The organism is Paracoccus aerius (assembly GCF_014656455.1).
Lineage (GTDB): Bacteria > Pseudomonadota > Alphaproteobacteria > Rhodobacterales > Rhodobacteraceae > Paracoccus > Paracoccus aerius.
Genome location: NZ_BNCL01000006.1, coordinates 104,230 through 129,456 on the forward strand (window position 1 = coordinate 104,230; position 25,227 = coordinate 129,456).

Sequence of the window (25,227 nt, forward strand, 5' to 3'; positions counted from 1 at the left end):
GACCGCCGCGCCCCGACCGGTCGCACGGTCCGGGGGCGGCATCACCTGACAGCTTTGGGGTCGCCATGGCGGAACTGCTGCAATTCCTGTTTTCGGGCGTGACGGTAGGCGCGGTCTATGCGCTTGTCGCGCTTGGCTTCACGATCATCTACAACGCGTCCGACGTGGTGAACTTCGCCCAGGGCGAATTCGTCATGCTGGGCGGGATGCTGACCTTTGTCTGCCACGCGGCGGGCCTGCCCCTGCCGCTGGCGGCGCTGATCGCGATCGTCGTCACCTCGGCCATCGGCGTCGCCATGAACAAGCTGGCGATCGAGCCCGCGCGCGGCGCGCCCGTGGTGTCGCTGATCATCATCACCATCGGCGCGTCGATCTTCATTCGGGGCGGCGCACAACTGCTGTTCGGCAAGCAGATCCACAGCTTCCCGGCATTCTCGGGCGACACGCCGCTGCGCATCGGCGGGGCGACGATCCTACCGCAAAGCCTGTGGGTGATCGGCGGCGCGGTGGTGGTCTTCGTGGGCCTGTGGCTGTTCTTCACCCGCACCCTGACAGGGCGCGCGGTGCTGGCCACGTCGAACAATCGGCTGGCCGCGCAACTGGTGGGCATCAACACGGGCTTCGTGATGACGCTGTCCTTCGCCCTGTCGGCTGGCATCGGCGCGCTTGCGGGCGTGCTGGCGACGCCGATCACCCTGACCTCCTATGACGTGGGTCTGGCTTTCGCGCTCAAGGGCTTTGCCGCCGCCATGCTGGGCGGGATGGGCAACCCCAAGGGCGCGCTTGCGGGCGGCTTCCTGCTGGGCCTGATCGAGGCGCTGACGGCGGGATACCTGTCCTCGCAATACAAGGACGCCGCCGCCTTCGTGGTGATCCTGCTGGTGCTGTTCTTCATGCCCCAGGGCCTGTTCGGCGCCAAATCGACCGAGCGGGTGTGACCATGAAGATTTCCGCCAAATCCGCCACGCTGCTGGTCCTTGTCGTGCTGGTCGCGCTGTCGCCGATGCTGTTCCCTTCGGGATACTATTACCGCGTCGGCGCGCTGATCTTCGTCAACGCCATCGCCGTGACCGGCATCGTGATCCTGACCGGCTATGCGGGCCAGATCAGCCTGGGCCATGCCGGTTTCGCCGGGATCGGCGCCTATGCCTGCGCGCTGGCGCCCGTGCATCTGGGGCTGCATCCCGCGCTGGCGCTTGTGCTGGGGGCGGCGATTTCCGCCGTGCTGGCCTTTCTGGTCGGCCGCCCGATCCTGCGGCTCAAGGGCTATTACTTGGGCGTCGCCACCTTGGGCTTCGGCATCCTGGTGTCGATGGTCCTGAACAACGAACGGCAACTGACCGGCGGCCCCGACGGGATGGAGGTGCCGGAGCTGGGCCTCCGCGGGCTGCTGCGGGATGCAGGGATTGACCTGACCAACGGCCAGTTCTGGTATTTCCTGTGCGGCATTATCCTGATACTGGCCGCATGGCTGGCGCTGAACCTGTTCAACAGCCCCACCGGCCGCGCCCTGCGTGCCCTGCACGGGTCCGAGGTTGCGGCGCGCACCGTCGGCGTCGATGTGGCCCGGCTGAAATTGCAGGCCTTCGTCATCTCGGCGGTCTATGCCTCGGTCTCGGGGTCGCTGCTGGCCTTGCAGAACAAGTTCATTACGCCGGATGTCGCGGGCTTCATGCACTCGATCGAGATGGTGACCATGGCCGTCCTGGGCGGCGTGGGATCGGTCCTGGGCGCGATCTTCGGCGCGGCGGTGCTGACGCTTCTGCCGCAGGTGCTGACGGTGTTTGCCGAATACGAACAGCTTGTGCTGGGCCTGGTGATGATGCTGGTGATGATCTTCCTGCCGCAGGGGCTGCTGCCGTCGATCCTGCGCAAGGTCCGGGGGAAAGACGAATGACCGCGCTTCTGTCAGTCGAGGGGCTGGGCATCAGCTTCGGCGGCCTCAAGGCCGTGAACGATGTCAGCTTCACCGTGCAACCAAGGGAAATCACGTCCGTCATCGGGCCGAACGGCGCGGGCAAGACCACGCTGTTCAACATGATCTCGGGCGTCTACCAGCCGGGCAGCGGGCGCGTCGTTCTGGGGGGCGAGGATGTCACGGGCATGGCCCCGCATCTGCTGGCCCGGCGCGGCATGTCGCGGACCTTCCAGAACCTGCAGATCTTCCAGTCCATGACCGTGCTGGAAAACGCCATTGCGGGTTATCACCTGCAAGAGCGCGGCCCGGTGCTGGCGGACCTGTTCAACCTGCCCTCGTCCCGCCGCCGCGCGGCCGCCGCGCAGGCAGGCGCACGCGAATTGCTGGCCCGCGTGGGCCTGGACCGCGCGGCCGAGCGGGAGGCCGGGAACCTGTCCTATGGCGCGCTGAAACGGCTGGAGATCGCCCGCGCCCTGGCGCTGTCACCGAAGATCCTGCTGCTGGACGAACCCGCCGCAGGCTGCAACGCCGTGGAAACCGAGGAGATCGACCACCTGATCGCCGAGGTCGCAAAATCCGGCGTGGCGATCCTGCTGGTCGAACACGACATGAAGATGGTCATGCGCATATCGAACCACATCGTCGTCTTGGACCATGGCGAAAAGATTGCCGAGGGCGATCCCGCCAGCGTCAGCCGCAACCCGGCGGTCATCGCCGCCTATCTGGGAACCGATGCCGGAACGGAGGCTGCCCATGCTGACGGTTGAAGGTCTGCGGTCCCGCTATGGCCGGATCGAGGTTCTGCACGGCATCGACCTGCATGTCGATTCTGGGGAAATCGTCACCGTCGTCGGCGCCAATGGCGCCGGCAAGACGACGCTTCTGAAATGCCTGTCGGGTACCCAGCCGGTCTCGGGCGGCACCATCACCTTCCGGGGCGAGGGCCTGACCGGCCTTCCCGCGCATCGCCGCCCTGCGCGCGGTCTGACCCAATCGCCGGAGGGCCGGCAGATCTTCACCAACCTGACGGTCGAGGAGAACCTGCGCCTTGGCGCCTATCTGTTCACCGACGACCGCGTGGAAAAGGACATGGAGGACGCCTTCGCGATGTTCCCCATCCTGCGCGAGAAACGCAACCTGGCGGCGGGCGGGCTGTCCGGCGGGCAGCAGCAGATGCTGGCGATGGCCCGCGCGCTGATGGGCCGCCCGTCCTGCCTGTTGCTGGACGAGCCGTCGATGGGCTTGGCCCCGATCATCGTGCAGCAGATCTTCGACGTGGTCAGCGGGCTGAAGGCGCTTGGGGTCACGGTCCTTCTGGTCGAACAGAACGCCTTCGGCGCGCTGAAGATCGCGGACCGGGGCTATGTCATGGAAACCGGCCGCATCACCATGTCCGGCGCGGCAGCGGATCTGATCGCCGATCCGCGCATTCGCGAAGCCTATCTAGGGATATAAAATGTCCGTTGTCAGCATCACCCGCGAGGGCGAGGTCGCCGTTGTTACCATAGACAATCCGCCCGTGAACGCGCTGTCGCAGGCCGTGCGGCAGGGGCTTTGGGACGCAGTGTCCTCGCTGGACGCGGACCCGCAGGTCCGCGCCGTGGTCCTGGTCTGCGCGGGCCGGACCTTCATCGCGGGCGCCGACGTGACCGAATTCGGCAAGCCGCCGCAGGCGCCGCATCTGCCCGATCTGGTGGACCGGATCGAGGGGGCGCAGAAGCCCTGGGTGGCTGCGATCCACGGCTCGGCGCTCGGCGGCGGCTTCGAGGTGGCGATGGGCTGCCGCTTCCGTGTGGCGGTGGAGGGTGCATCGGTCGGCCTGCCCGAGGTGTCGTTGGGCATCGTCCCGGGCGCATCCGGAACCGTGCGGACCCCGCGTCTGGCGGGCTTCGAGGCCGCGGTGGAACTGGTGACCTCCGGCAAGCCGGTGAAGGCTGCAAAGGCGCTGTCCTTGGGCTTGGTGGATGCGGTCTTCGCGGACGACCTGCAAGCCCATGCCCTGGCCTATGCGCGCGATGCCCTGACCCGCGACCTGCCGCCCCCGGTATCCGTGCGGCCGGTCACCGCGCCCGATCCTGGTTTCTGGGACGAAAAACGCAAGGCGGTGGCGAAAGCCGCCAAGGGGGCCGAGGCGCCGCTGCGCGCGCTCGACTGCCTGCGCAAGGCGGCGGAAGCGCCCTTTGCCGAGGCCCTGGCCCATGAGCGCCAGACTTTCCTGGACTTGCGTGGGTCCGATCAGGCGGCGGCCCTGCGCCACGTGTTTTTTGCCGAACGCGCCGCGCCCCGTCCCGCGCATCTGAAAGGCGTTGATCCCCTGCCGCTGCGAAGCGCGGGCGTGATCGGCGGCGGCACCATGGGCGCAGGCATCGCCGCAACCCTGCGCGACGCAGGCATTCCCGTCACCCTGATCGAACGCGACGACGAGGCACTGAAGCGCGGGATGGCCACCCTGCGCGCCATCTTCGAGGGCGCCGTGAAGCGCGGCAAGCTGACCGAGGCGCAGGCCCAAGACCGCATGGCGGGCGTCACCGCCACCACCGATTACGCCGCCCTCTCGGACGCCGACCTGGTGATCGAGGCGGTGTTCGAGGAGATCGGCGTCAAGCGCGCGGTCTTCGATCAGCTTGCCGCGGCCTGCCGCCCCGACGCGCTGCTGGCGACCAACACCTCCTACCTCGACCCGCGCCTGATCGCTGAAGGGCTGCAGAACCCCGAACGCTTCATCGGGCTGCATTTCTTCAGCCCCGCCAACGTCATGCGCCTGCTGGAGATCGTGCCGGTGCCCGAAACCTCGGACCGGACGCTTGCCACTGGCTTTGCGCTTGGCCGGATGCTGAACAAGATCCCCGTGCAGTCCGGCATCTGCGAAGGCTTTATCGGAAACCGCATCCTGAAACGCTACCGCACAAGCGCCGAGGCATTGGTCCGTAAGGGCATCGCGATCGCGGATATCGACGCAGCCATGCGTGACTACGGCTTGGCGATGGGGCCTTTCGAGGCGCAGGATCTGGGCGGGCTGGACATCGCATATCTGCAACGCGAAGGCGCGCGGGCAGCGGGGCAGGACGTGCCGGAAACCCTGGGCGACGTCCTGGTCCGCGCCGGCCGCAAGGGGCAGAAGACCGGCGGTGGCTGGTATGACTATGCCCCCGGCGACCGCAAGCCGCAGCCATCCGCGGCTGTGGCCGACCTGCTGGCGGAACGGATCGCTAGCCCCGCCGCGATGGATCGCGACGCCATTGCCCGCCACCTGGTCGCCGAGATGGCGGCCGAGGGCCAGGCGATCCTGGACGAAAGCATCGCCGCCAAGGCGTCCGACATCGACCTGGTCGAGATCCACGGCTATGGCTTCCCCCGCTGGCGCGGCGGTCCGATGTGGGCGACCGGCCACCGGGGCTGACCGGCCAGGCCGGTCCGGTGGCATGACCGGGCGGCTGCCCTAGTGCAGCCCGAATTCCGCCATCAGCTGCCGCCGCATCGCCACGAAGTCCTGCTGGCTGCGGTCGCGCGGGCGGGGCAGGTCCACGTCGATCAGCCGGGGACCGACGCCTTGGTCGCGCGACAGGACCAGCACCCGGTCGGCCAGGAAGATCGCCTCTTCGAGGTCATGGGTGACAAGGATCATTGTCACGCCTTCCTCGGCCCAGATGCGGGTCAGTTCCTCTTGCATGGTCAGCTTGGTCATCGCGTCAAGCGCGCCCAAGGGTTCGTCCAGAAGCAGGATTTCCGGCTGCACCGTCAGCGCGCGGGCGATGCCCACGCGCTGCGCCATGCCGCCCGACAACTGCCGGGGATAGGCGCCTTCGAAGTCGGCAAGGCCCACTAGCCGAATGTGATGCCGCGCCCGGTCCTGCGCGGCGCCCCGACCGATGCCCCGCACCTCAAGCCCGAAGGCCACGTTTTCCAGCACCGTCAGCCAGGGCAGCAGGCGCGGTTCCTGATAGATCACGGCGCGTTCGGTGCCCACGCCCCGGATTGGACGCCCGTCGATCAGGACCTGTCCGCTGTCGGCCTGTTCCAGCCCCGCCAGCAGCCGCAGCAGGGTGGTCTTGCCGCAGCCGGACGGGCCGACGATGGCCAAGGATTCCCCCGCGCGGATGTCCAGCGACAGGTTGCGCAGGACCGGCAGGGGCTGGCCGTTCAGCATGAAGGCCTTGGACAGGTGGCGCAGCGCCACCTGTCCGCGGGTATCGGTGTCGGCCGTCATTTCAGCGCCACCTCGTCCCCGGTGACCAGCAGGATGTCGCTGGCCTTCAGCCTGCCTTCGGCCAGCTTGCCTTCGCGCACCAGCACGTCGATCCAGAACTGGATGTCGCGTTCGGCCGCAAGCCCGCCGGGCCGGACGCCGAAGCCTGCGAAATACTGCGCGACCCCGGGGTTCTCGCCGCGTTCCTCAAGGACACGTGCGATGATCTGGCGCGTTTCCTCGGGGTGTTCGCGGGCATAGTCCAGGGCGCGGGCCGACTGCCGGATGAACTGCTGCGCGGCTTCGGGATGGTCCTCGACCCAATCCTTGCGCAGGACCGTGAAGCCGCCTGCGATCTCTCCCAGCACGTCGGTATCGTCCAGGATCGCGCGCAACCCGCCGGCCTGGCGTGCAGCGCCCTCGAAGGTGGTTTGCCAATATCCGAAGGCCGCCACGTCGACCTGGCCGGACCGCAGCACCTGTTCAAGCTGGGGGCCGGGCACCGTGACCAGGTTGGCGGAATCCGCGGGCAGGCCGTTCTGGTGCAGCGCCTCGCGCACAGTGTAATCCAGATGCGCCCCCAGCGTATTCACCGCGACCGTCTTGCCGGGCAAATCCTTGACCGACTGGATCGGGCTGTCCTCAAGCACATAGAAGATCGACTGCACCTGGTCGTTGACGCCGTTGGTGGGATAGGCCGCGACGAAGTCATTGCCCCCGATGATCGAGTTCAGCACCGCTGCCGTTGCCGCACTGCCAATCTCGATCGAGCCGCCGGCAAGCGCCATCAGCGATTCCGGCCCGCCCGAGGCGTAGCCCGCGCTTTCCAGCACGATGCCGGTGCCGTCGAAATAGCCCAGCTCTTGGGCCAGGTCATGGGCGCTGACGCCGCCGTGGCTGGGCATGTAGCGCATCACCACGTCATCGGCCCAGGCCGGGGCGGTCAGGGTCGTGGACAGGGCAAGCGAGATCAAGACGTGTTTCATGGTCGTATCCTTTGGAAACGGGTGGGGGTGGGTTCAGTCCAGCGACCAGCGGCACAGCCGCCGTTGCAGCAGGACCAGGACGGCATTGGCGGCAAGGCCCAGCCCCGCCATCAGCAGGATCGCCGCGAACATCAGCGGGATCTGGAAGTTGTACTGGGCGTTCATGACCTGGAAGCCGATGCCCTTGTTCGCGCCGATCATCTCGGCCGCGATCAGCAGCAGCAGCGCGGTGGTGGCCGACAAACGCAGGCCCACGAAGATCGCAGGAACCGATGCGGGCAGGACGACCCGGCGGAACACCTGCAAGCGGCCCGCGCCATAGCTTTCGGCCATCTCGATCAGCTTGCGGTCCACCTGCTTGACGCCGCCGATGGTCGCCAGCAGCGTCGGGAACAGCGTGGCCCAGAAGATCACGAAGACCTTCGACGTCTCGCCCAGCCCCAGAAGCAGGATGAACACCGGATAAAGCGCCAGGGCCGAGGTTTGCCGGAACAGTTGCAGGATCGGGTCGAGCGCGCACTCGACCGGCCGCAACTGCCCCATCAGCAGCCCCAGGGGGATCCCCAGGGCCACGGCCGCGCCGAAGGCCAGGCCGGCGCGTTGCAGGCTGATGGCGATGTCGTCCACCAGGGCACCGCTGGCGATGCCGGTCCACAGCGCGCCAAGGATGGCATCCAGCGGCGGCAGCACGGCCGGGCTGATCCAGCCCAGCGTGCCCGAAACCTGCCACAAGGCCAGGAAGGCGAACACCAGCCCATAGCGCGACAGGAAGGCGCGGACCGGCGGCGCGGGCAGTCCGCGGATGCGGCGGACCGGCGTGTCGAGATGTTGCAGCGTCATGGCGTCACTCCGCCGCCTGGGCCGCCGCGCGGGCGGCCGCATGGCGGTTCACGGGGAAGGGCAGGCCAAGGTTCGCCCGCAGGGTCCGGCCTTCGTAGGCGGTGCGGAACAGGCCGCGGCGTTGCAGTTCCGGGATCACCAGGTCCACGAAATCGGTTAGCCCCGTCGGCAACCAGGGCGGCAGGATGTTGAAGCCATCCGCGCCTTCGTTCTCGAACCAGTCCTGAAGGATGTCGGCGATCTGGGTGGCGCTGCCGATCACGGTGTAATGCCCGCGGGCCGACGCCACCCACTGGTAAAGCTGCCGGATGGTGAAGTTGTTGTCGTCGGCGATCTGGCGGATCAGCGCCTGGCGCGACTTCATGCCTTCGGTCGGCGGCGCGGGGGGCAGCGGCCCGTCAAGGTCAAATCCCGACAGATCCAGCGTGCCGCCGGTCAGGCCGTTCAGCAGGGAAATCCCGTCCTCGGGCAGGATCAGGCTTGTCAGTTGCTCGTATTTCTCACGCGCCTCGGATTCCGTGCGGCCCACGAAGGGCGACACGCCGGGCATGATCAGGACATGGTCCGGATCGCGCCCCAGCCCGCGGGCGCGGGCCTTGATGTCGCGGTAAAACTCTTGCGCCGTGTCCAGCCGCTGATGGGCGGTGAAGATCACCTCGGCCGTGGCAGCCGCCAGGCTGCGCCCGTCCTCGGATTGGCCGGCCTGGACGATCACCGGATGACCCTGGGGCGACCGCGGCACGTTCAGCGGCCCCTCGACCTTGAAATGCTGGCCCTGGTGATGGGCGCGGTGCAGCTTGGCGCGGTCCAGGAAGGTGCCGCTGTCCTTGTCGCGGATGAAGATGTCGTCCTCGAAGCTGTCCCAGAGCTTGCGCACCACCTCGACATGCTCGGCCGCGCGGGAATAGCGGAAGGCATGGGGATGCTGGGTGTCCAGGTTGAAGTTGCGGGCGGCGGCCTCGGTCGCGGTGGTGACCACGTTCCAGCCCGCGCGCCCGCCCGAGATCAGGTCCAGCGAGGCGAACTTGCGCGCGGTATTGTAGGGTTCCTCATAGGTGGTCGACGCGGTGGCGATGAAACCCAGATGCGAGGTATGCGCCGACAATGCCGCAAACAGCGTCACAGGCTCGAACCCGGCGATGCGGGCCGGGCCGCCCTCGGAGGTGCCGCCGGTCGCCAGGCCGTCGGCCAGGAAATAGGCGTCGAACAGGCCGCGCTCGGCCTCTTGGGCAAGCCGGATGTGGAAGTCCAGGTTGACGGCGCCGTCTGCGGGCTGGTCGGGATGACGCCAGCTAGCGATGTGCTGGCCGCCGCCGGGAAGAAAGGCGCCAAGGCGGATCTTGCGGGTCATGGGATGCTCCTGGAAAGGGATTGTCAAAGGGCGGCAAGCGCTGCGGGGCGTTCGATGCGCGGATCGACGCGTGGCTGGCCCAGCCAGGGGGCAAGCTGGTCCACCGCACGGTCCAGCCGCGCCAGCAGCGCGTCCGAGGAAGGCTGGCCGTCTCGGAAATCCGCGCCGCCGGCATAGACGCCGGTCGGCAGGACGGCGGCCTCGAAAAAGGCGAAAAGCGGGCGCAACTGGTGCTCGATCACCAGGGCGTGCCTGTCCCCGCCGCCGGTGGCGGTCAGCAGGACCGGCTTGCCCGCCAGAGCCTGGGGGTCGATCAGGTCGAACAGATGCTTGAACAGGCCGGTATAGCTGCCCTTGTAGACCGGGCTGCCGACGATCAGCGCGTCGGCCGACAGGATGTCATCCACGATGGCACGCCCCTTGGGATGCAGTTCCCCCAGTGATCCGGCCATGCCCAGCGACGGCTGGAGGTCCGACAGGTCATGGACAAAGGCCTCGGCCCCGAACCGGGCAGCGGCCCGGCGTGCCGCGTTTTCGACCAGGGCGCGGGTCCGCGACGGGTTGCTGAGGCTGCCTGCAAAGGCCGCGATGCGAAGGGTCATGAAGTTCTCCTAAATGACGATTGCAATTGTCGTGAATATCGCGCTGCCCTGCCCGATTGGCCATTCCAAAGACTGGCGCCTTTGGGGTCGAGGGCTGTCGGTGACGACCCCGGAAAGGGGAAATCCTTCTGCAAGGTCAAAAGCCCCGTCCGGACAAAATACGGGATTGGCCCGTCTTGAAGGTCAGATCGTCCTACCCCTTGCCCTGTGCGGGGAATGTTATTTCCCTTCCTGCGCTGCATAGGGAACGAAAAATCACGATCTTCCTGCTAGAGTAATGACCAGAAGGAGATTGCTGATGCCCCGAATGTCGCTTTCATCCACGTCTTGCCACGCCTGCTGCCCCGGTCGTCGCCCATGACCCGAACCCTGCGCATGACACCCCCGCCAGCAGATGGGGCTGCCGCCCATATTGTCATCGTCGGTGGCGGTGCCAGCGGAGTGCTGATGGCCACGCATCTGCTGACCCATCCGGGCCGCTTTCGCGTGACCATTGTCGAAGGGCGCAACATGCTGGGCTGCGGCATCGCCTATTCGACCGAGGATCCGCAGCATCTGCTGAATACGCGCGTCCAGAACATGAGCGCGTTTCCCGACGAGCCCGACCATTTCCGCCGCTGGCTGCGGACACGGGCCGGGCATGGGGACGCCCCGGCGGCCTTTGTCAGCCGCCCGACCTATGGTGCCTATCTGGCGGATCTTCTGTCGCCCTGGCAGGCGGATTCCTCGCGCCTGGCCTGCATCCGCCGGACATGCCTGCGCATTGACAATGGCGGGACGGACATGACGATCCACCTGGACGACGGGCAGGTGCTGCGGGCCGATCATGTGGTGCTGGCGACGGGCCATGTCCTGCCCGAGCCTGATCCCGCGGGCGTGCTGTCAGGCGCATGGGAACCGCCTGCCGACCTGGATCCCGACAGCAGGGTCATCATCATCGGCACGGGCCTGTCGATGGTGGACCAGGTGCTGTCGCTGATGAACCGCCGGCACCGCGGTGAGATCGTGGCGCTGTCGCGCCGCGGCCTGATGCCCCGACCCCATGCCCCGGCCAACCCCCTGCGGATCGACAATGCCGACCTGCCGCCGGATGCTCGTGCCGTCACCCTGTTCCGCTGGGCCCGCGACCTTGCGCGGCAGGCGGAACGCGACGGCGGCAACTGGCGCGACGCCGTGGACGGCATCCGTCCGCATGTCAGCAGGCTGTGGGCGGCGATGCCCGTCGCGGAACGTGCGCGCTTCCTGCGCCATGCGGCGCCCTGGTGGGACATCCACCGCCACCGGATGCCGCCGGAATCCGCGGCCCGGATCGCCGAAGCCATGGGAATGGGCCAATTGCGCCTGTTGCGCGGCCGCTTCCTGGAGGCGGGCCGCGAGGGGGACCGCTTGGTCGCCCGGATCGCCACCCCCGCCGGTCCCGCGCGGATCGAGGCCGGGCGCATCGTCGACTGCCGGGGCATCCGGCGCGATCCGCTTGAACACGCCTCGCCCCTGTTCGCGGCGCTGATTGCGGATGGCACTGCGCGGATCGACCCCATGCGGATCGGTCTGGACGTATCACCCGACTGCGGGGTCATCGACCGCATGGGCAGGCCATCCGCCCGGCTGCACGCCATCGGCCCTGTATCGCGCGCGGCCTTCTGGGAAATCACCGCGATCCCCGACATCCGCGCACAGACCACCATCCTCGCGCGGCGGATTGCCGAAACCGTCACGGCCTGATCCCGCCGCGCCGGGACAGCGCCCTGTCAGAAAGCTGGCGGCGCTGCATCGAAAGCTGCTGCCTTCACCCCGTCCGCCTCTCGCCCGCTCATATTGTCATAGACCGGTGCCAATCCATGACGATATCCGCAAGCACGACGCAGACTTCTGTTGCGGGCCGAGAAAGGCGGGCTTCAAGCTGGACTTCGGCGGCGACACCGCGGGCCTGTTCATGAAACATCTGCGCCGGCCGGGCTCTTGCTTCGACGCGGGCGCAAGCCAGTCGACAATCGACGGCGAGGTGAAGCCGGCACGCAGCCAGGTGCGGGAGATCACCGGGCTGCGGACCTGATCGGGCAGGACGTCGCGGACCGGGTCGGCAAGTGCTGCGGCCTGGGGTCGGACACGACCAAGGATCCCGGCCCGTGGGAAGGCGAGCAGCGCAACATGTGGAAGCCGACGCACCCGCCCGGCCGGCGAACCGGGCGGGCAGTCCCGTCACGCCAGATGCGTCCTGAACCAGTCCAACGTCCGGTCCCAGGCTAGATTTGCAGCGGCCTCGTCATAGCGGGGCGTGGAGTCGTTGTGGAAGCCGTGGTTCGTGCCGGGATAGACATGGGCCTCGTAGCGCTTGCCGTGTTCCTTCAGCGCGGCCTCGTAGGCGGGCCAGGTGGCGTTCACGTTCTCGTCCGTCTCGGCGAAATGGAACAGCAGGGGCGCCTGGATCCTGGGCACATCCTCGACCGGGGCCTGGCGGCCATAGAAGGGCACGGCTGCGGCCAGTTCGGGATAGGCGATGGCCGCCGCGTTCGACACGCCCCCGCCATAGCAGAAGCCGGTGATGCCCACCTTGTCGGTTGTCATGTCGCTGGCCATCAGGAACTCGATGGCGGCGAAGAAGTCGTTCATCAGCCTTTCCGGATCGACCTGACGCTGCAATTCGCGACCCTGTTCGTCATTGCCCGGATAGCCCCCCTGCGAGGTCAGCCCGTCCGGCGCAAGAGCCACGAAGCCGGCCTTGGCGACCCGGCGGGCCACGTCCTCGATATAGGGGTTCAGGCCGCGGTTCTCGTGGACGACCACCACGGCCGGCACGGGCGTGTCATTGGCCACGCCGTCGGTGGCGGGACGGACCAGATAGGCGCGCACCTCTCCGTGGCCCTGGGGCGACGGATAGGTGATGTATTCGGCCAGGATGCCCGGATCGGTGAAAGCCACCTGCTGGGCAAGGGCGTAGTTCGGGCTGAGGGTGTTCAGCAGGGCAAGCGCGGTCATGCCGCCCACGGTGTATTTCGCGGCGCGGTCCAGGAATTCGCGCTTGGTGATGCGTCCATGGGCATAGCCGTCATACAGTTCCAGCAGTTCGGGCGGAAAATCCTTGGCGGTCAGTCGTGTCATGGAAAGATCCCCTGTTTGCGTGTGGCGGGATCCTAGCGGCGGATCGCGGCGGGTGGGGATCACAGTTTGGACAGCGGCGGCAGGTCAGTCGTCCAGCAGCGCCACGTCATAGGCGCGGAACTGCCGGTTCACGGACACCAGCGTCAACCGCTCGGCCCCTGCCTGGGCGATCAGCAGGCGGTCGAAGGGATCGGCGTGATGCTGGGGCAAGGCTGCCACCGCACGGGCATGGACCCATGTGACCGGCAGGGGCTGTGCGCCTGCGGCAAGCCCCCGATCGAACAGGTCATGCGGCACGTCCAGCTTGCCAAGGCCCGCCTTGATTGACACCTCCCAGACGGAGGCGACGCTGATGTGGACGGATTCGGCGGCGCCAATGGCTTCCCGCAGTCGAGGCGGAAGGCGCGGGTCGTCCAGCATCGCCCACAGGACGATGTGGGTGTCCAGAAGCAGCCTCATCCTGGCAGGATGCGGCTGGCCCGGAACAGGTCGGCAACTTGGTCGTCGCCTTCGTCCATGTCGTCGGGAAGCCGGAATTGTCCCTTGGCGCAGCCGATCAAGCTGTTGCCACGGGCGGGCGAGGCGGTCAGGCGCGCCACGGGGCGGCCATAGCGGGTGAGTTCGATCTCCTCGCCCGCCTCGGCGCGGCGGATCAGGTCCGCGAACTGGGCCTTGGCTTCGGCAATGGCAATCCGCATGGCATGTCCCCTTTTCTGACCAAGATGTAGGTCACGATGGGTCGGTGCGCAAGATCGCGGCCTGCGGCTTGCCAGCTTGAAACGGGCCTTGCGTCACCCGATCCAGGATCAGCGGCATCAGCCCGCCCATCGCCAGCGTCTCGACTTCCAGTTGGGTTTCGATGGCAGCTTGGGCCTCGAAAACCTCCACCGCTCCGAAAGCCCGGCGCAGCGTCACCCGGACCTGCGTGCGGGGTGACAGCAAGGCGGGGTCAAGGTCGATGTCGATCCTGTCGTTGGCCGTCAGGGCCAGCGACTGCGGGGTGACGCCCGCAGGCAGGCGCAGCGGAACGATCCCCATGCCGATCAGGTTGGCGCGGTGGATGCGCTCGAAACCCGCGGCCAGCACTGCACGCGTGCCCAGCAGCGCCGCGCCCTTGGCCGCCCAATCGCGCGACGATCCCATGCCATAGCGTTCGCCCGCGACGATCACCACGGGCATCCCTTCCGCGCGATAAAGGTCGGCCGCCTGCCACAGCGGCATGATCTGGCCGTCGGGCAGGATCGTGCTGCCGGGCGGAATGCCGGGGGCCAGCAGGTTCCGCACCGCGCGGTTGGTGAACAGCCCCCGCAGCATCGCCTGCCAGTTTCCCCGGCGCGAGGAATAGACGTTGAGGTCATGGACCGGATCGCCCTGTTCCACCAGATGACGGCCCGCGTCGCTGTCCCGCGGGATCGCGCCTGCGGGCGAGATATGGTCGGTCGTGATGTCGTCCCCCAGCACCAGGATCGGCGCGGCGCTGATCCGGGGGTCGCGCGGACCCGCAAAGCCCGCGAAGGGCGGACGGCGGATATAGGTCGAGGCCGGATCCCACGGGAACAGCGGTGTCGAGGGTGCATCCAGGTCACGCCACATTGCGCTTGCCTCGGCCCCGTCATAGGCGGCCTGATAATCGGCACTGTCGATGGCTTGGGCAAGGGCCGCGTCGATCTCGGCCCCCGTGGGCCAGATGTCCGACAGGTGGACGCCCGGTGCGATGGGATCGCGCAGGATATCGCGTTCCACATCGCCTGCAAGCGCGAAGGCCACTACCAGTGGCGGCGAGGCAAGGAAGCCTGCGTCCAGTTGCGGATGGACGCGGCCGGGAAAGTTGCGGTTGCCGGACAGGACGGCCACCTGCAGTCGCCCCTCGGCCTGGGCTTGGATCGCCGTGTCCGGCAGCCGGCCGGAATTGCCGATGCAGGTGGTGCAGCCATAGCCCACGATGCCAAAGCCTATGGCCTCGAGATCCTCCAGCAGGCCGGCCCGGCGCAGATAGCGTTCGGCGGTGGGCGATCCGGGCGCAAGTGAGGTCTTCACATGGCCGGGCGGGCGCAGGCCAAGCGCACGGGCCTTGCGCGCGACCAGGCCGGCGGCGACCAGCAGGCGCGGATCGCTGGTATTGGTGCAACTGGTGATGGCCGCGATGGCGACGGCCCCATCCGGGGACTGTCCCTCGGGGGCGGGCTGGGCTGCGCCGCGCAGGGCGGCGGTCGCCTGGGCCGTGGCGGATGCCGGGATCCGGTCCTGCGGGCGGCGGGGACCAGCCAGGCTGACTTCGACTGTCGAGAGGTCCAGCGTCAGGCTGTCGGTGAAGACCGGGGTTTCCGTCGGATCGAACCAGAGGCCCTGGCGGCGGCAATACCCCTCGACGATGGCGCAATGATCCGCAGGGCGCCCGGTCTGGCGCAGATAGGCGATGGTGGCGGCATCGACAGGAAAGAAGCCCGTATTCGCCCCGAACTCGGGTGTCATGTTGGCGACGACCGCCCGGTCGCCCGCCGACAGGGTGGAAACACCCGGTCCGAAAAACTCGACGAAGCGGTCGGAAAGGTCGATCCGGCGCAGCCGTTCCGTCACCGTCAGCGCAAGGTCCGTCGCCGTCACGCCCTCGGGCAGCCGTCCCGTCAGCCTGACGCCGACCACCTCGGGCACGCGCAGCATGACGGGCATCCCGAAGAACACGCTTTCGGCCTCGATTCCGCCGACGCCCCAGCCCAGGACGCCGATGCCGTTGATCATGGGCGTATGGCTGTCGGTGCCGATCAGCGTGTCGGGCATCATCCAGCCGTCGCGCGTGGTGACGACGCTCGCCAGCCGTTCCAGGTTCAGCGTATGCATGATGCCTGTGCCGGGCGGATGGACACGGAAGTTCGACAGGGCATTCGTCGCCCATTTCATGAAGCGATAGCGTTCGCCGTTGCGGCGGTATTCGTTGGCGATGTTGCGTTCCATCGCGCCGGGGCTGGCATAGGCATCAACGGCCAGCGAATGATCGGTGGAGACATCGACGGGCAGCACCGGGTTCAGCAATGCCGGGTCATGGCCTGCCTCGGCCAGGGCGGACCGCATGGCGGCGATGTCGACGAGGGCGGGGCCGCAAGTGGTGTCGTGCATCAGCACGCGGCCCGGTTGGAACGGGATCTCGGCCGTGCTGCTGCCGGTCTTCAGCCAGTTCAGGATCGCTTGCCGTCCCTGTTCCGGATCTGACGAGGCGCGCAGCAGGTTTTCCAGCAGCAGGCGGTGGATATGCGGCAGGCGCCGAAGGTCCGCGCCGGCGGCGGCGGGCAGGTCGATGATCCGGCATCCGCCATATGTCGTTACATGCTGCATCGCCCATCCCCCGCTGTCGCGGCAGGATAGCATTAAGTGATCATTAAATGCAATCGGTCAGCCCAGCAGGCTTGTCTTGATATTCCCGGCTTCGCGGATGTGGCGGTAAAGAAAGGTCGCGGCGGCCTGCATGTCGCGTTCCTCGATCAGGTCCAGGATCTGCAGGTGTTCGCGGCATTGCTGGGGCATCCGCGTCCGGTCATGGGTGATGCTGTATTCCATCAGCCGCCGGACACGGTTCACGCGCCGGACCGCATCCAGGAAGAAGTCGTTGTTGGCGCAGGTCATCAGCATCTCGTGAAACTCGATATTGGTGCCGAAGACCTTTTCGCGGCTTTCGCTGCCATAGCTTTGCAGCAGGGCCTGCTGGTGGCGGCGGGCGGCGGCGAAGGCTGCGTCATCGATGCGGAAGCTGGGCAGAAGAAGGGCCTGCATCTCGGTTGCGGCGCGGAACTGATAGGCATCGGCATAGGCCTTGGGCGAGGTCAGGATCTCGCGAAACTCCCAGCCATTGCCGGGCAGCCGCTCGATCCAGCCCTCGTCGGCGATCTGGCGCAGGACCCGCAGCAGCCGCCCGCGCGTGACGCCGTAAAGGCGGATCAACTCGTTCTCGCTGAGGCGGTCGGGCAGGTTGCCCGCCAGCTTGTCGGCGGCAATGCGGTCGTAAAGCCCGTCGTCGCCCGCTGCTTCCGCATCGATTGCGGGAATATCAGCCGCGTGGCAGGCCAAGAAATAACCGCGATTGGGCGAGGCCTGGACGATGCCCATCTGCTGCAGCTTCTTCAGCGCGCCGACGATGGGCTGGCGCGACACCTTGAAGCTGTCGGCCAGGACCTGCGCAGGCAGGTGCTGGCCCGCCTTCATGTCGTGCTGCCGCGCGTGATCGACGATCCGCGCCATGATCTGAGGCGAAAGGCTCGCTCGGGCCATGCATCCTCCTGTCGGGATCAGAGGCGCGGCCCCGCAGGGGGACCGCGCCGCAAAGGGTGCAGGGGATCAGTCCTCGTCCTGGCGGAAGCGGGCCAGGCCCTTGAAGGCGAAGGGCGCCACCAGTGCAATAGCCGCAATGGCGATCATGATGGCCGATCCGGGGTGCTGCAGCAGGATCATCGGGTCGCCCAGGCTCATCTGCAGTGACCGGCGCAGCGCGCTGTCGGCCATCGGCCCCAGGATCAGCCCCACCACCACCGGCGCAATGGGATAGTCATAGCGCCGCATCAGGAAGCCCAGCACACCAAAGGCCACCAGCATCATCAGTTCCACCACCGAAGGATTGGCGGCGATGGTGCCCATGCAGGCGAAGACCAGGATGCCCGCGTAAAGCCAGGGCAACGGGATCTTCAGCAGCCGCACCCAAAGGCCCACCAGCGGCAGGTTCAGGATCAGCAGCATCACGTTGGCGATGAACAGCGAGGCGACCAGACCCCAGACCAGATCCGGGTGCTGCACGAACAGCAGCGGGCCGGGCTGGAGGTTGTATTGCTGGAAGCCCGCCAGCATCACCGCCGCCGTGGCCGAGGTGGGCAGCCCCAGCGTCAGAAGCGGCACAAGCGTTCCCGCGGCCGAGGCATTGTTGGCGGATTCGGGACCGGCCACGCCCTCGATGGCGCCCTGGCCGAATTCCTCGGGCTTGGCGGCCAGCTTGCGTTCGGTCGTATAGGACAGGAAGGTCGGGATCTCGGCCCCGCCGGCGGGCAGGGCGCCGATGGGAAAGCCGATGGCAGTGCCGCGCAGCCAGGGCTTCCAGGACCGCTTCCAGTCCTCGCGCGACATCCAGACAGACCCCTTGATCGCGATGGGCTTTTCGTCGCTGAACAGGTGGCGGGACGCGACATGCAGCGCCTCGCCCAGGGCAAACAGGCCGACGGCCAGCGTCGTCACCTCGATCCCGTCCAGCAGGTTCGGCACGCCGAAGGCCAGGCGCGTCTGGCCGGTCAGCTGGTCAATGCCCACAAGGCCCAGCCACAGGCCCAGCCCCAGGCTGGTCAGTCCCCGCAGCGGCGAGGATCCGAAGGTGGCCGAGACGGTGACGAAGGCGATCAGCATCAGCCCGAAATAATCCCAGGGCCCGAACTGGATCGCCACCTTGACCAGCATCGGCGCGAAGAAGGCCAGCCCCGCCGTGGCGATCAGCGTGGCCACGAAGGATCCGATGGCCGCCGTGGCAAGGGCCGGGCCGCCGCGACCGCGCCGGGCCATCTGGTTGCCTTCAAGCGCGGTGACGACCGAGGCGCTTTCGCCCGGCGTGTTCAGCAGGATTGCTGTGGTCGATCCGCCGTACATCCCGCCGTAATAGATGCCCGCGAACATGATCAGCGATCCGCCCGGATCAAGCTTGAAGGTGATGGGCAAAAGCAGCGCCACGGTCAGCGCGGGGCCGATGCCGGGCAGAACGCCCACCGCCGTGCCCAGCAGCACGCCAATGGCGGCAAAGGCCAGGTTCATCGGGTCAAGCGCGGTGCCGAAGCCCTGCATCAGAAAGGCAAGCGATTCCATGGTGACGCCTTTTCTAGAACAGCCGCTCGAGCGGGCCCATCGGCAGGGACAGCGTCAGAAGCTTGTTGAACAGCAGGAAGATGCCCAGGGACAGCACGAAGCCCAGGGCCAGGTCGGCCAGCCAGGCGCGGCGGCCGAAGGCACGGGCGGTGAAGACGAACAGCAGCGTCGAGCCGGCGATAAAGCCCGCTCCGAACCACAGGGCGGCGATCAGGCTGGCAAGGCCCAGGGCCACCCAGCCCACGGCCTTCCAGTCGGTGGGGCCGGGGTCGTCCTGCCAGCGGAACGCGGCCACAAGATGGCCCGCCCCCATCACCGCGAGGAACAGCGCGACGAAATAGGACGCGGCGTCCGCGCCCATCCCGTAGGTGGCGCGGATCTGCATCGCACTGGCGTCGCGCCAGGTGATGAAGGCAAGGGCGAACAGGGCGATGCCGATGACAAGCGTGGGCTTGTGCAGCCCCTTGGCGGTGGGTGTGGACAAGACGTTTCCCCCGGTTTGAAAGAAAGACGGGGACCGCCCGGCCCCCGTCCCGGTCACGTCACTCGGCCAGGCCGATCGAGGTCAGGATCGACTTCACCCGTTCGGATTCCGAGGCGATGAAGGCCGTGAATTCGTCCGACGGCGCGTAGTAGTCGGACCAGCCCCGCGCGGCCAGCAGTTCCTTCCATTCGGGCGATTGCACCGTCTGGGCAATCGCCTGCTCAAGGGCGGCCTTGTCGGCTTCGGCCAGGTCGGGACCGGCAAAGATGCCGCGCCAGTTGACCAGTTCGATGTCGATGCCCTGGGCCTTCAGGGGCTGGGCCTCGATCCCCTCGATCGGTTCGGGATACGAGATCGCGAGCGCCCGCAGGTCGCCCGATTCGATCTGCCCCTGCCATTCGCCATAGCCGGAAATCCCCGCCGTCACCTGCCCGCCCAGCATCGCCGCCAGGGCCTCGCCGCCGCCGGAATAGGCGACGTAGTTCACCTTGGCCGGATCCTGGCCGGCAGCCTGGGTGACCAGGGCCGACAGCATGTGGTCCGCGCCCCCGGCCGAGCCGCCGGCCCAGATCGTGCGTTCCACGTCGCTCTTGATGCCTTCCATCAGGTCGGCCATCGTCTGATAGGGCGACGAGGCGGGGACCACGATCACCAGCGGGTCGCCGGTCAGCCGCGCGATGGGGGTGACGGCGGTCAGGTCGTAGGGCGCCTTGTTGGTGATGATCGCGCCGACCATCGTGATGCCGCCCACCAGCATCTGGTTCGGGCTGCTAGCCGCGCCTTGGACGAACTGCGCCAGGCCGACGGTGCCGCCCGCGCCGGGGACGTTGATCACCTGCACGCTGCGTGCGTTGCCGGTGGACATCATCACCTCTTGCAGCGCGCGCGCCGCCGAATCCCAGCCCCCGCCGGCGCCCGCGGGCGCGATGATCGACAGTTCCAGATCCTGGGCCATCGTCGCAGGGGCCGCCAGGGTTGCGCCAGCGGCGACCAGCCAGGCTGCCGCCAGCCGGGAACGAAAGAACGTCATGGTATCCTCCCTCATGTCGCATGTTCGCGATCCAAGGCATGGTGCACTTCGTCAAGATAAAATGCAATTTCTTTTTCGGGAGGGACGGCGGGTCCATCTAGCGCCGTGATGCCCAGCATATCAGGCGGAAACCGCGTGACCAGCACGATGATGATCAGGCGCTTCCGGATCGGCGGGAAATGTCGCATCATGGAAGAAGACCCGGCCACGAAAGGAATCCCGATGTCCCGCTCTACCCGCCGTTCCATCCTCAAGGCCGGCCTTGCCGCAGGGCTTCTGCCGATGATGCCGCTTGCGCTGCGCCCGGCCTTCGCGGGCCAGACCTATGCGCCGCAGGTGGGCGAATGGACTGCCTACGACCTGCAGACGACGATCACGCTTGCAAAGAACGGCCCTTCGCAGGTCTGGCTGCCGGTGCCCTCGGTCCAGACCGAATGGCAGCGGTCGGTCGGCGACAGCTTCACGGGCAACGCGGCCCAGGCCGAGATCGTCACCGACCCCGCCAGCGGCGCAAAGATGCTGCACGCCCGTTTCGACGCGGGCACGGACAGCCCAACCCTGACCCTGACCAGCCGGGTCGAGACGCGCGGCCGCGTGACGGACTGGTCCAAGACCGCCCGAGTTTCCGAGGATCCGGCCGTCCTGCAGGCCGCGCTGACCGGCAGCAGCCACAAGCCCTTGGACGGGATCGTCGCCGAGAAGGCCGCGCAGATCACCAAGGGCGCCGTCACCGATCGCGAAAAGGTCGCGGCGGTCTATGCCTGGATCGTCGCCAACTGCCACCGCGACATGGACGTGGCGGGCTGCGGATCGGGCGACATCCAGGCCACGCTGACGACTGCGGGCCTTGGCGGGAAATGCGCCGATCTGAACGGCCTGTTCGTGGGCCTTGTCCGGGCGTCGGGCGTTCCGGCGCGCGATGTCTATGGCGTGCGGGTCGCGCCTTCGGCCTTTGGCTACAAGCAGCTTGGCGCGAACAGCCCCACCGTTACCGGCGCGCAGCATTGCCGGGCCGAGGTCTGGCTGTCGGGCCTTGGCTGGGTCGCGATGGATCCGGCGGACGTGCTGAAGGTCATGCGCGCGGAAACCGAGACCTGGATCAAGAATCCCGCCGATCCGCTGGTCGCGCCGGTCAACGCCGCGCTGCAAGGCAATTGGGAAGGCAACTGGGTCGCCTTCAACACTGCCAGCGACCTGGCGCTGCCCGGCCGCGACGGAGAAACCCTGCCCTTCCTGATGTATCCGCAAGGTTTGACCCCGCAGGGCAAGCTTGACGAACTGGATGCCAAGTCCTTCGCCTATGAGATGACCGCAACGGCCGTCTGACCAGACGGGGCGGGGGCAATGTCCCCCGCCCCTGCCTGAAGCCTGCCTTGGCGTGATGACGGTGCGCGGGTTCAAGCGCAGCAGCGACCAAGCGCAGCGTTGCCGCCCCTTTGCCGCATCCTGTCAGAACAGGCTCCTCTGGCTGCAATATTGCAGGAAGGCGAGGATCCGGTCCGGCTGCACCATGTGAAGCGAGATGCCTGCTTTGGCAGCCCAGTCGAACAGAGACGTGGCCGACCCGTCGGAATAGGCCATCGACCAGCGGGGAAAGCTGCGTTCATCGATGGCGAACTCGCTCAGCTTGCGGACATCGCGGTGCCGGCGGTCGGCCGCGATCGAGGCGAAGACGGTGCGCACTGCCGCCGCGGGACCTTCCAGCCACTGGTAGAAGACATCGTTTTCCCGGTGAAGAAAGCCTGTCACCAGAAGGGATCCGTTGCGGCCCTGGGCAGCGGTCAGAATGCGGGTGTCTTCTCCGCTTCCGGCTTTGGTCAAGGCTTCGCTGCGGTATAGGATCGCAATCAGGTCCGTCATGCCCGCAGATTGTCCCCTTGTGGCGCTGCGCATAACGCGGCGGCTTCCGGATCGGTTCCAGGGCCGGATCCCGCCGGCCGGTCCGCCTTCGCCCTTGCAGCCGGGCAGTTACCCCAGCTTTGCGCCGACCACGCGGGCGCAAAGCGCCAGCGACACTGCGCCCGCATCCGGATGACCAAGGCTGCGCTCGGCCAGGGGCCGCGCACGGCCCAGCCGTGGCGTCAGTTGCGCGGTGGCATCGGCGGCATCGGTGGCGCGGGCGGCAGCGGCGGCCCAGGCCACGCCGAGGCTTTCGCCCGCTGCGACCTGTTCGTTCAGCACCTGGACAAAGGGCATCAGCGCATCCACCAGCGTCTTGTCGCCGACCTTTGCGCCGCCCAGCCTGATGATCGCCTCAAGGGCCGCCTGCGCCCCCCGCGCAACGGCCAAGGCCGATGGCGTGTCCGCATCGCCAAGCACCTGTCCCCAGGCACGCAGCGCCTCGCCCCACAGCGCGCCCGAGGTTCCGCCCGCGCGATCGGCCCAGGCGTCGCCCGCAAGCGACAGGACGGTTCCCGCGCCCGCCCCGGCGATCACCGCCTTTTCGGCGGCATCGGCGGCAGCGGCGGAACCCCGCGCCATGCCCTGTCCGTGATCGCCGTCGCCCGCCTGGGCATCCAGGCGGCCCAGTTCCTCCTCGGCATCCGCAAGGGCATTTGCGACATGGCCGATCAGCGCGGCCACGCGGTGCCCCGCCTGCTGCGATTGCGGACTGCCGGGAACGACCTCGGCCACGCTTGCGGTGTGGTTGTCGCGTGCCTCGGCCGCCTGCGGTGCGGCCACGGTCCCCTTGCGAAATGCGGGGGCGTCGGCGGGGGCGCGCCAGAAGGCCTCAAGCTCGTCGTCGAGCCAGGTTATCGTCAGAGAGCAGCCGGCCATGTCGAGGCTGGTGACGAATTCACCGACCTCGGGCTGGACCACGGTCAGGCCTGCCTCGGTCAGAAGACCGGACAGGTGATGCCAGAGGACGAACAGTTCCTCGTATTTCGTGCGCCCGAGGCCGTTCAGGATCACCGCCACGCGGCCGTCATGGCTGGCAGGACGCTCGGCCAGCAGCGGATCCAGCAGGATGCGCGCCAGATCGGCCGCGGGCACCATCGCCTGGGTGCTGATGCCGGGTTCGCCATGGATGCCCAGGCCGATGCCGACCTGGCCCGCATCCACCGCGAACAGCGGCTTGCCCTGCCCCGGCAGCGTGCAGCCGTCAAAGGCGATCCCGAACGAGACGGTGGCGCCGTTGGCCTTTTCTGCGACGGCCATCACCGCGTCGATGTCCAGTCCCGCCTCGGCTGCCGCGCCGGCGATCTTGAAGACGGGCAGGTCGCCCGCCACGCCGCGCCGCCTGGCCCGTTCACCGGCAGGCGCGCTTGCCACGTCATCCGTAACCACCAGAAGGCGGGCGTCGATCCCCTCGGCCCGCAGCCGTTCGGCAGCAGTCCCGAAGTTCATCACGTCCCCCGCATAGTTGCCAAAGCCCATGATGACCCCGCCGCCGCGGTTCGCAGCCTTGGCAACGCCGTGGATCCAGGCGGCCGAAGGCGAGGCGAAGACATCGCCCGCCACGGCCGCGTCGGCAAATCCCGTTCCGACATAGCCCAGGAAGGCGGGATAATGGCCCGATCCGCCGCCGACCAGCAGCGCCACCTTGCCCGGCGCGCCAGGTGCTGCGCGCACGGCGCCATGCGGGACCATTGCCACGCGGTCGGCATTGGCCGCGCAGAAGCCCTTCAGCGCGGTTTCGGCAAAGAGCTGGGGCTGGTCGAAAACCTTGGTCATCTGCAGAATGTCCTTTCCTGGGGATGGGCCGATCCGGCAACCAGCATGGCACAGCCCGCAGTCAAGTCACAGGCCGTCGCGGGGCCGGCTGACTGCCGCAAGTTTCATATGGTTCTGTCGCGAAAATCCACCGCCGGGGCGGAATAGTCTGTCACCCTTCCGTCACGGAATGCCTGCAGCTTCGCCAATGAGAGGGTCCATGACGCATCCCCCGACCACCCGGCGCTTCATCTTCCTTCTTCTTGACCGCTTCACCATGCTGCCCTTTGCCGCGGCCCTGGATTCGCTGCGGCTGGCCAACAAGATGGGCGGGACGACCGTTTATGAATGGCTGTTGGTCGGCGCCGCAGGGGACTTCGCCACCTGCTCGAACGGGTCGCAGATCCGTCTGGACAGCGGGCTGGACGGCGATATTGCAGCCATGCGTGACGACGTGGTGATCGTCTGCGGAGGCGATGCCATTGCCACGCAGGCCTCGCGCGCCGTGCTGGCCTGGTTGCGGCGGCAGGCGCGGACGGGGGCCAGGCTGGGGGCTGTCTGCACCGGCGCGCATGTCCTGGCAAAGGCCGGCCTGCTGGAGGGGCGCCGGGCCACGATCCACTGGGAGAACCACGATTCCTTCGCGGAATCCTTTCCCGGCGTCGATCTGCACCGGCAGGTCTTCGTGGACGACGGCACGCGGCTGACGGCGGGCGGCGGCACATCATCGATCGACATGATGCTGCACCTGATCGGACAGGCGCATGGTGCGGACCTTGCGGCGCAGATCGCGGACCAGATGCTGCACACCGCGATCCGCACCGGGCGCGATCGCCAGCGGCTGTCCATCGCCACCCGCATCGGCATCCGCCACCCCCGCCTTGCCGCCGTGGTCGAACGGATCGAGGCGAACCTGGAAAACCCCGTCAGTCCCCCGCAACTGGCCGCAGATGCCGGCATGTCCACGCGCCAGCTTGAACGGCTGTTCATGCGATACCTGAACCGCAGCCCCAAGCGGTATTACCTGGAAGCGCGGCTTGCGCGTGCGCGGCAACTGCTGCTGAACACGGACCTGCCCCTGATCGAGATCGCGGTGGCCTGCGGCTTTGCCAGTTCGTCGCATTTCTCGAAATGCTACCGGGAGCGCTACGCCACCTCGCCTTATCGCGAGCGGGGCGTTCAGCGCGCGGCATCCGTTCTGACCATCCCTGAGCGCAAGGATACGGTGCTGGCCCTGGCAAGCTGAGGGCG

The 25,227-nt window shown here is 67.6% G+C and carries 24 protein-coding genes and 1 pseudogene; 9 read left to right on the forward strand and 16 right to left on the reverse strand.

Annotation, left to right across the window (positions count from 1 at the left end):
- Nucleotides 1-65 precede the first annotated feature (65 nt).
- Genes IE224_RS09300 through IE224_RS09320 form a run of 5 tightly spaced genes read left to right on the forward strand, consistent with a single transcriptional unit; the run spans nt 66 to nt 5,318 of the window.
- The gene (locus IE224_RS09300) at nt 66-938 is read left to right on the forward strand and encodes a branched-chain amino acid ABC transporter permease (protein WP_191309714.1); all 873 of its coding nucleotides are present in this window, start codon (nt 66-68) and stop codon (nt 936-938) included.
- A gap of 2 nt (nt 939-940) precedes the next feature.
- On the forward strand, nt 941-1,897 hold the full coding sequence (locus IE224_RS09305) for a branched-chain amino acid ABC transporter permease (RefSeq protein ID WP_191309717.1): 957 nt from the start codon (nt 941-943) through the stop codon (nt 1,895-1,897).
- Entirely contained in the window at nt 1,894-2,685 is a 792-nt protein-coding gene (locus IE224_RS09310; RefSeq protein WP_191309719.1) for an ABC transporter ATP-binding protein, read from the forward strand. The genes IE224_RS09305 and IE224_RS09310 overlap by 4 nt, the downstream gene beginning before the upstream one ends.
- The gene (locus IE224_RS09315) at nt 2,672-3,373 is read left to right on the forward strand and encodes an ABC transporter ATP-binding protein (protein ID WP_191309722.1); all 702 of its coding nucleotides are present in this window, start codon (nt 2,672-2,674) and stop codon (nt 3,371-3,373) included. The genes IE224_RS09310 and IE224_RS09315 overlap by 14 nt, the downstream gene beginning before the upstream one ends.
- Nucleotide 3,374: 1 nt before the next feature.
- Nucleotides 3,375-5,318 carry a 3-hydroxyacyl-CoA dehydrogenase NAD-binding domain-containing protein gene (locus IE224_RS09320; protein ID WP_191309725.1) on the forward strand — a complete coding sequence of 648 codons (1,944 nt, stop codon included), beginning with the start codon at nt 3,375-3,377 and terminating at the stop codon, nt 5,316-5,318.
- A 39-nt stretch (nt 5,319-5,357) separates the two neighbouring features.
- Here the strand turns inward: IE224_RS09320 and IE224_RS09325 are convergent, their stop codons facing one another.
- From IE224_RS09325 to msuE, 5 genes are read right to left on the reverse strand one after another with little or no spacing between them, the layout of a single operon-like run.
- On the reverse strand, nt 5,358-6,125 hold the full coding sequence (locus tag IE224_RS09325; protein ID WP_167624051.1) for an ABC transporter ATP-binding protein: 768 nt from the start codon (nt 6,123-6,125) through the stop codon (nt 5,358-5,360).
- Nucleotides 6,122-7,090 carry an ABC transporter substrate-binding protein gene (locus tag IE224_RS09330; RefSeq protein ID WP_191309727.1) on the reverse strand — a complete coding sequence of 323 codons (969 nt, stop codon included), beginning with the start codon at nt 7,088-7,090 and terminating at the stop codon, nt 6,122-6,124. Before IE224_RS09330 ends, IE224_RS09325 begins: the two co-directional genes overlap by 4 nt.
- A gap of 33 nt (nt 7,091-7,123) precedes the next feature.
- On the reverse strand, nt 7,124-7,930 hold the full coding sequence (locus tag IE224_RS09335) for an ABC transporter permease (protein WP_191309730.1): 807 nt from the start codon (nt 7,928-7,930) through the stop codon (nt 7,124-7,126).
- Nucleotides 7,931-7,934: 4 nt separating this feature from the next.
- The gene (locus IE224_RS09340) at nt 7,935-9,281 is read right to left on the reverse strand and encodes an LLM class flavin-dependent oxidoreductase (RefSeq protein ID WP_191309732.1); all 1,347 of its coding nucleotides are present in this window, start codon (nt 9,279-9,281) and stop codon (nt 7,935-7,937) included.
- 23 nt (nt 9,282-9,304) lie between these two features.
- Nucleotides 9,305-9,883: an FMN reductase gene (gene msuE, locus IE224_RS09345; RefSeq protein WP_191309735.1), complete on the reverse strand. Its 579-nt coding sequence runs from the start codon at nt 9,881-9,883 to the stop codon at nt 9,305-9,307.
- Nucleotides 9,884-10,240: 357 nt separating this feature from the next.
- Here msuE and IE224_RS09350 point away from each other — a divergent pair, with 357 nt between their 5' ends.
- Both IE224_RS09350 and IE224_RS20995 read left to right on the forward strand, forming a co-directional pair.
- Nucleotides 10,241-11,605 (forward strand): FAD/NAD(P)-binding protein, encoded by a 1,365-nt coding sequence (locus IE224_RS09350; protein WP_229849308.1) that lies wholly within the window; start codon nt 10,241-10,243, stop codon nt 11,603-11,605.
- A gap of 106 nt (nt 11,606-11,711) precedes the next feature.
- Nucleotides 11,712-12,046, forward strand: a pseudogene (locus IE224_RS20995) (NAD(P)/FAD-dependent oxidoreductase); the annotation flags it as partial.
- A 36-nt stretch (nt 12,047-12,082) separates the two neighbouring features.
- Here IE224_RS20995 and yghX read toward each other — a convergent pair.
- From yghX to IE224_RS09395, 9 genes are all read right to left on the reverse strand, one after another.
- Nucleotides 12,083-12,982, reverse strand: coding sequence for a YghX family hydrolase (gene yghX, locus IE224_RS09355; RefSeq protein ID WP_191309738.1), 900 nt, complete (start codon nt 12,980-12,982; stop codon nt 12,083-12,085).
- An 84-nt stretch (nt 12,983-13,066) separates the two neighbouring features.
- Nucleotides 13,067-13,441: a type II toxin-antitoxin system VapC family toxin gene (locus tag IE224_RS09360; protein ID WP_191309740.1), complete on the reverse strand. Its 375-nt coding sequence runs from the start codon at nt 13,439-13,441 to the stop codon at nt 13,067-13,069.
- Complete coding sequence (locus IE224_RS09365) at nt 13,438-13,680, reverse strand: type II toxin-antitoxin system Phd/YefM family antitoxin (protein WP_191309743.1); 243 nt, start codon at nt 13,678-13,680, stop codon at nt 13,438-13,440. Before IE224_RS09365 ends, IE224_RS09360 begins: the two co-directional genes overlap by 4 nt.
- A gap of 31 nt (nt 13,681-13,711) precedes the next feature.
- Complete coding sequence (locus IE224_RS09370; protein WP_191309745.1) at nt 13,712-16,312, reverse strand: aconitate hydratase AcnA; 2,601 nt, start codon at nt 16,310-16,312, stop codon at nt 13,712-13,714.
- A gap of 57 nt (nt 16,313-16,369) precedes the next feature.
- Nucleotides 16,370-17,242 (reverse strand): GntR family transcriptional regulator, encoded by an 873-nt coding sequence (locus IE224_RS09375; protein ID WP_191309748.1) that lies wholly within the window; start codon nt 17,240-17,242, stop codon nt 16,370-16,372.
- A 66-nt stretch (nt 17,243-17,308) separates the two neighbouring features.
- Nucleotides 17,309-18,808: a tripartite tricarboxylate transporter permease gene (locus IE224_RS09380; RefSeq protein ID WP_167624062.1), complete on the reverse strand. Its 1,500-nt coding sequence runs from the start codon at nt 18,806-18,808 to the stop codon at nt 17,309-17,311.
- Between the two features lie 13 nt (nt 18,809-18,821).
- Nucleotides 18,822-19,292: a tripartite tricarboxylate transporter TctB family protein gene (locus IE224_RS09385; protein WP_191309751.1), complete on the reverse strand. Its 471-nt coding sequence runs from the start codon at nt 19,290-19,292 to the stop codon at nt 18,822-18,824.
- Between the two features lie 58 nt (nt 19,293-19,350).
- Complete coding sequence (locus tag IE224_RS09390; RefSeq protein ID WP_191309753.1) at nt 19,351-20,322, reverse strand: Bug family tripartite tricarboxylate transporter substrate binding protein; 972 nt, start codon at nt 20,320-20,322, stop codon at nt 19,351-19,353.
- An 11-nt stretch (nt 20,323-20,333) separates the two neighbouring features.
- Nucleotides 20,334-20,513, reverse strand: coding sequence for a hypothetical protein (locus IE224_RS09395; protein ID WP_191309756.1), 180 nt, complete (start codon nt 20,511-20,513; stop codon nt 20,334-20,336).
- Nucleotides 20,514-20,544: 31 nt separating this feature from the next.
- Between IE224_RS09395 and IE224_RS09400 the strand changes: the two genes are divergently transcribed.
- Nucleotides 20,545-21,648 (forward strand): transglutaminase-like domain-containing protein, encoded by a 1,104-nt coding sequence (locus tag IE224_RS09400; protein ID WP_191309758.1) that lies wholly within the window; start codon nt 20,545-20,547, stop codon nt 21,646-21,648.
- A 123-nt stretch (nt 21,649-21,771) separates the two neighbouring features.
- Here IE224_RS09400 and IE224_RS09405 read toward each other — a convergent pair whose 3' ends face one another.
- Both IE224_RS09405 and IE224_RS09410 read right to left on the reverse strand, forming a co-directional pair.
- Nucleotides 21,772-22,182, reverse strand: a complete 411-nt coding sequence (locus IE224_RS09405) for a BLUF domain-containing protein (protein WP_167624067.1) — start codon at nt 22,180-22,182, stop codon at nt 21,772-21,774.
- Between the two features lie 108 nt (nt 22,183-22,290).
- Complete coding sequence (locus IE224_RS09410; RefSeq protein ID WP_191309760.1) at nt 22,291-23,997, reverse strand: dihydroxyacetone kinase family protein; 1,707 nt, start codon at nt 23,995-23,997, stop codon at nt 22,291-22,293.
- 199 nt (nt 23,998-24,196) lie between these two features.
- On the opposite strand from IE224_RS09410, the gene IE224_RS09415 reads away from it, so the two are divergent.
- Nucleotides 24,197-25,222 (forward strand): GlxA family transcriptional regulator, encoded by a 1,026-nt coding sequence (locus IE224_RS09415; RefSeq protein WP_308434860.1) that lies wholly within the window; start codon nt 24,197-24,199, stop codon nt 25,220-25,222.
- The last annotated feature ends 5 nt before the right edge of the window (nt 25,223-25,227 follow it).

What these genes read in the sequence shown, in the direction of transcription:
- IE224_RS09300 (WP_191309714.1), top strand. Translation starts at nt 66, where the DNA reads ATGGCGGAACTGCTGCAATTCCTGTTTTCGGGCGTGACGGTAGGCGCG.
- IE224_RS09305 (WP_191309717.1), top strand. Translation starts at nt 941, where the DNA reads ATGAAGATTTCCGCCAAATCCGCCACGCTGCTGGTCCTTGTCGTGCTG.
- IE224_RS09310 (WP_191309719.1), top strand. Translation starts at nt 1,894, where the DNA reads ATGACCGCGCTTCTGTCAGTCGAGGGGCTGGGCATCAGCTTCGGCGGC.
- IE224_RS09315 (WP_191309722.1), top strand. Translation starts at nt 2,672, where the DNA reads ATGCTGACGGTTGAAGGTCTGCGGTCCCGCTATGGCCGGATCGAGGTT.
- IE224_RS09320 (WP_191309725.1), top strand. Translation starts at nt 3,375, where the DNA reads ATGTCCGTTGTCAGCATCACCCGCGAGGGCGAGGTCGCCGTTGTTACC.
- IE224_RS09325 (WP_167624051.1), bottom strand. Translation starts at nt 6,125, where the DNA reads ATGACGGCCGACACCGATACCCGCGGACAGGTGGCGCTGCGCCACCTG.
- IE224_RS09330 (WP_191309727.1), bottom strand. Translation starts at nt 7,090, where the DNA reads ATGAAACACGTCTTGATCTCGCTTGCCCTGTCCACGACCCTGACCGCC.
- IE224_RS09335 (WP_191309730.1), bottom strand. Translation starts at nt 7,930, where the DNA reads ATGACGCTGCAACATCTCGACACGCCGGTCCGCCGCATCCGCGGACTG.
- IE224_RS09340 (WP_191309732.1), bottom strand. Translation starts at nt 9,281, where the DNA reads ATGACCCGCAAGATCCGCCTTGGCGCCTTTCTTCCCGGCGGCGGCCAG.
- msuE (WP_191309735.1), bottom strand. Translation starts at nt 9,883, where the DNA reads ATGACCCTTCGCATCGCGGCCTTTGCAGGCAGCCTCAGCAACCCGTCG.
- IE224_RS09350 (WP_229849308.1), top strand. Translation starts at nt 10,241, where the DNA reads ATGACCCGAACCCTGCGCATGACACCCCCGCCAGCAGATGGGGCTGCC.
- yghX (WP_191309738.1), bottom strand. Translation starts at nt 12,982, where the DNA reads ATGACACGACTGACCGCCAAGGATTTTCCGCCCGAACTGCTGGAACTG.
- IE224_RS09360 (WP_191309740.1), bottom strand. Translation starts at nt 13,441, where the DNA reads ATGAGGCTGCTTCTGGACACCCACATCGTCCTGTGGGCGATGCTGGAC.
- IE224_RS09365 (WP_191309743.1), bottom strand. Translation starts at nt 13,680, where the DNA reads ATGCGGATTGCCATTGCCGAAGCCAAGGCCCAGTTCGCGGACCTGATC.
- IE224_RS09370 (WP_191309745.1), bottom strand. Translation starts at nt 16,312, where the DNA reads ATGCAGCATGTAACGACATATGGCGGATGCCGGATCATCGACCTGCCC.
- IE224_RS09375 (WP_191309748.1), bottom strand. Translation starts at nt 17,242, where the DNA reads ATGGCCCGAGCGAGCCTTTCGCCTCAGATCATGGCGCGGATCGTCGAT.
- IE224_RS09380 (WP_167624062.1), bottom strand. Translation starts at nt 18,808, where the DNA reads ATGGAATCGCTTGCCTTTCTGATGCAGGGCTTCGGCACCGCGCTTGAC.
- IE224_RS09390 (WP_191309753.1), bottom strand. Translation starts at nt 20,322, where the DNA reads ATGACGTTCTTTCGTTCCCGGCTGGCGGCAGCCTGGCTGGTCGCCGCT.
- IE224_RS09395 (WP_191309756.1), bottom strand. Translation starts at nt 20,513, where the DNA reads ATGATGCGACATTTCCCGCCGATCCGGAAGCGCCTGATCATCATCGTG.
- IE224_RS09400 (WP_191309758.1), top strand. Translation starts at nt 20,545, where the DNA reads ATGTCCCGCTCTACCCGCCGTTCCATCCTCAAGGCCGGCCTTGCCGCA.
- IE224_RS09405 (WP_167624067.1), bottom strand. Translation starts at nt 22,182, where the DNA reads ATGACGGACCTGATTGCGATCCTATACCGCAGCGAAGCCTTGACCAAA.
- IE224_RS09410 (WP_191309760.1), bottom strand. Translation starts at nt 23,997, where the DNA reads ATGACCAAGGTTTTCGACCAGCCCCAGCTCTTTGCCGAAACCGCGCTG.
- IE224_RS09415 (WP_308434860.1), top strand. Translation starts at nt 24,197, where the DNA reads ATGACGCATCCCCCGACCACCCGGCGCTTCATCTTCCTTCTTCTTGAC.